This is a genomic window from Streptomyces purpurogeneiscleroticus (assembly GCF_020024005.1).
GTDB classification, from domain to species: Bacteria; Actinomycetota; Actinomycetes; order Streptomycetales; family Streptomycetaceae; genus Streptomyces; species Streptomyces purpurogeneiscleroticus.
In genome coordinates this window covers 1-2600 of sequence record NZ_NHSG01000424.1, presented here as the reverse complement: position 1 = coordinate 2600, position 2600 = coordinate 1, and the positions used below count along the sequence as shown (strand labels likewise).

Below are 2600 nucleotides of genomic sequence, written 5' to 3'. Positions count from 1 at the left end.
ACCCCCATCCCGATACGCCCCGCCCGGCCCAGCCCGAGGCGGGGCGTCGCCGTTCGGAGACGACTCGCACCACGGTCGGCTCGCGTCGCCCCGCGATCCGTCGTTCCCGGTGGCCCCACTCCCCGCGCTGTCAGGGAGTGAGGCCGGTCCGAGTAGCGCCAGCAGCTCGGATAGGAACATTGCTCACGCTAGCGGGGGCCACTGACAATCGCGGTCACGCTGCCGGACGGCCGCACCGTTTCCGGCCGCTGGGGTCACCGCGTTCGCCCCGCAATTCCAAGGTCCCGGCAGTCGGCAGTTCGCCCGTAGGGGTGAACTCGCCACGTCTCGTCACTCCTTGACGCACCTGTCCCCGCTCCGAGAACGTAGCCGCAGCCCGGCCGGCCCCGGCCCGGGCTCCGGGGCCGGCCGACCGAAGCCCCGTCCGTGCCTGTCGAATGCTTACTGAAGGAGCTCCGTGGGCGAGCAGAAGGACCGCATGCTGGCCGGTGACTGGTACATCCCGGATGACCCCGAGCTCCTCGCGGACACTGAACGCCGCATCGAACTCTGCGCGGCCTTCAACGCGGCCGCCGGACACACGCCCGGCACGTACGACCCGGCCCGGCGCGACGCGGTCCTGGCGCAGCTGCTCGGTTCGGTGGCTACGAACGTACGGATCCGCCCGCCCTTCCACTGCGACTACGGATACCTCATCAGCATCGGCTCCGGCACGTTCGTGAACTTCGGGGCGGTCTTCCTCGATGCCGCGCCCATCACCATCGGCGCCCACGTCCAGATCGGCCCCCACGTACAGCTGCTGACCCCGACCCACGAGCTCGACACCGAGCGACGCCGGGCCGGCTGGGAGAAGGCCCTGCCCGTGACGATCGGCGACAACGTCTGGCTCGGCGGCGGGGTGATCGTCTGCCCGGGCGTGACCATCGGTGAGAACACCGTGGTGGGCGCCGGTGCGGTGGTCACCAAGGACCTGCCGCCGGGCGTTCTCGCCGTCGGCAACCCCGCCCGGGTGCTCCGCAAACTGGACGAGACGACGAACTGACGGGCCCGGCAGTCCAGTAGCCCCTCAGCCCGTCCCCGGCGGCATAACTCGCGGTCGATTGTCAGTGCCTGCCCCTAATATGTTTTCCATGTCCGCAACTCCTCTCCTTCCGGGTCAAGTCCACCCCTCCGCCGCCGAAGTGAACGACTCCATACGGCGGTTCGTCCGGGCTCGGCGAGGCTGTGCCTGGACGGCCGAGGACCGCGCGGAGTACGCACACCTGCTCGCGGCGTGGACCTCGGCGATGCGGGACGAGATCGTCACGGCGGCCTGAGAAGGCACGAGCCGGCGGCGTGCACGACGACGGACACATGAGGACGGACACAGAACGACGACACAGCACGACACAGCGCACTGGTCGCGGAGTACCGACGACACTGCACGTCGCCGTCGCGCGCCCGGCCGAGCGACGAGGGAGACTGGCCTCATGTGCCGCAGTATCAAGACGCTCCGCCCACCGGCCACCCCTGACGTGACAGAGGAGGACATCCGCGCGGCGGCCTTGCAGTACGTGCGCAAGGTCTCCGGATTCCGCACGCCCGCCGCACACAACCGCGAGGTCTTCGACCAGGCCGTGGACGCGGTCACCGCCGCGACCCGCGACCTCCTGGCGAACCTCCACGTACGCGGCAGCGCCGCACCCTCACACCCGACCACCTGACCACTCCCCCTCACTCACCACTCCAGCTCTGCCTGCACCGGCAAGTGATCGCTCGGATACTGTCCGTCCTTCGCGAAGATGTTGATCTCGGCGCGCAGAGTCCGCACGGACGGGGAAGTGAGCAGCCAGTCCACGCGGTCGCCGTTCGGGACGAGCGGCCGGTAGCCGTGGAACGTGGCGTACTGCGCGCTGCGCTCCTCCGCCGCATCCCAGGAGTCCACGAGCGAGCCGGCGCGCAGCATCGTCTCGTACACCGGATTCTCGTGCGCGGCGACATTGAAATCGCCGGTCACGATCCGTGGCAGCCCCGCCTCCAGGCCGCGCAGCCGGTCGGTGATGAGCCCGGCGGAGCGTTCGCGCGAGCCCTGGTGCGCGTGATCGAGGTGCGTATTGAGGGCGTAGAAGTCCGTACCGGTCAGCAGGTCGCGGAAGCGCACCCACGTCACCATGCGGATGACGGTGTTTCCCCAGGTCGCGGAGCCGATCAGGTACGGCGTATCGGACAGCCAGAAGTGGTCGTACTCGACAGGCCGCAGTCGCCGCGTGTCATAAAAGATCGCCGCAAACTCGTCCCGGCTGCCGCCCGCGCGCCCGGTCCCCAGCCAGGAGTACCGCGTTCCCAGATCCTGCGCGATCTCCTGCAGCTGCCCGTACAGTCCCTCCTGCGTCCCCAGCAGGTGCGGCGCCTCCCGCCGCAGCAGCTCGCGCATGACCGGGCGCCGCCGGCCCCAGGAGTTCGGCCCCTCCTCCGAGGCGTACCGCAGGTTGAACGTCATCGCCCGCAGCCGCCGCCCCACCCCGTCACTGCCGACCGCGGCGCCGGACGCATTTGCACGTGCCGATGCAGTTGCGCTCACATCTCCTCCACCAGCCGACCTGCCCCCTACCGCTCCCCCA

Annotated in this window: 4 protein-coding genes; 3 read left to right on the top strand and 1 reads right to left on the bottom strand. The window is 69.8% G+C overall.

Going from position 1 to position 2600, the window contains the following annotated elements; genetic code table 11:
- Positions 1–457 precede the first annotated feature (457 nt).
- The 3 genes from CCS38_RS31345 to CCS38_RS31335 all read left to right on the top strand — a co-directional run bounded on the left by CCS38_RS31345 (position 458) and on the right by CCS38_RS31335 (position 1703).
- Positions 458–1042 (top strand): sugar O-acetyltransferase, encoded by a 585-nt coding sequence (locus CCS38_RS31345; RefSeq protein WP_223736714.1) that lies wholly within the window; start codon positions 458–460, stop codon positions 1040–1042.
- Between the two features lie 88 nt (positions 1043–1130).
- A complete protein-coding gene (locus CCS38_RS31340) occupies positions 1131–1316 on the top strand; it encodes a hypothetical protein (protein ID WP_223736713.1) in 186 nt (61 codons plus the stop codon).
- Between the two features lie 153 nt (positions 1317–1469).
- On the top strand, positions 1470–1703 hold the full coding sequence (locus tag CCS38_RS31335) for a DUF2277 domain-containing protein (RefSeq protein ID WP_223736712.1): 234 nt from the start codon (positions 1470–1472) through the stop codon (positions 1701–1703).
- 14 nt (positions 1704–1717) lie between these two features.
- On the opposite strand, the gene CCS38_RS31330 is transcribed toward CCS38_RS31335, so the two are convergent.
- Positions 1718–2560 (bottom strand): endonuclease/exonuclease/phosphatase family protein, encoded by an 843-nt coding sequence (locus CCS38_RS31330; RefSeq protein WP_372457177.1) that lies wholly within the window; start codon positions 2558–2560, stop codon positions 1718–1720.
- Between the last annotated feature and the right edge of the window lie 40 nt (positions 2561–2600).

What these genes read in the sequence shown, in the direction of transcription:
- CCS38_RS31335 (WP_223736712.1), top strand. Translation starts at nt 1,470, where the DNA reads ATGTGCCGCAGTATCAAGACGCTCCGCCCACCGGCCACCCCTGACGTG.
- CCS38_RS31340 (WP_223736713.1), top strand. Translation starts at nt 1,131, where the DNA reads ATGTCCGCAACTCCTCTCCTTCCGGGTCAAGTCCACCCCTCCGCCGCC.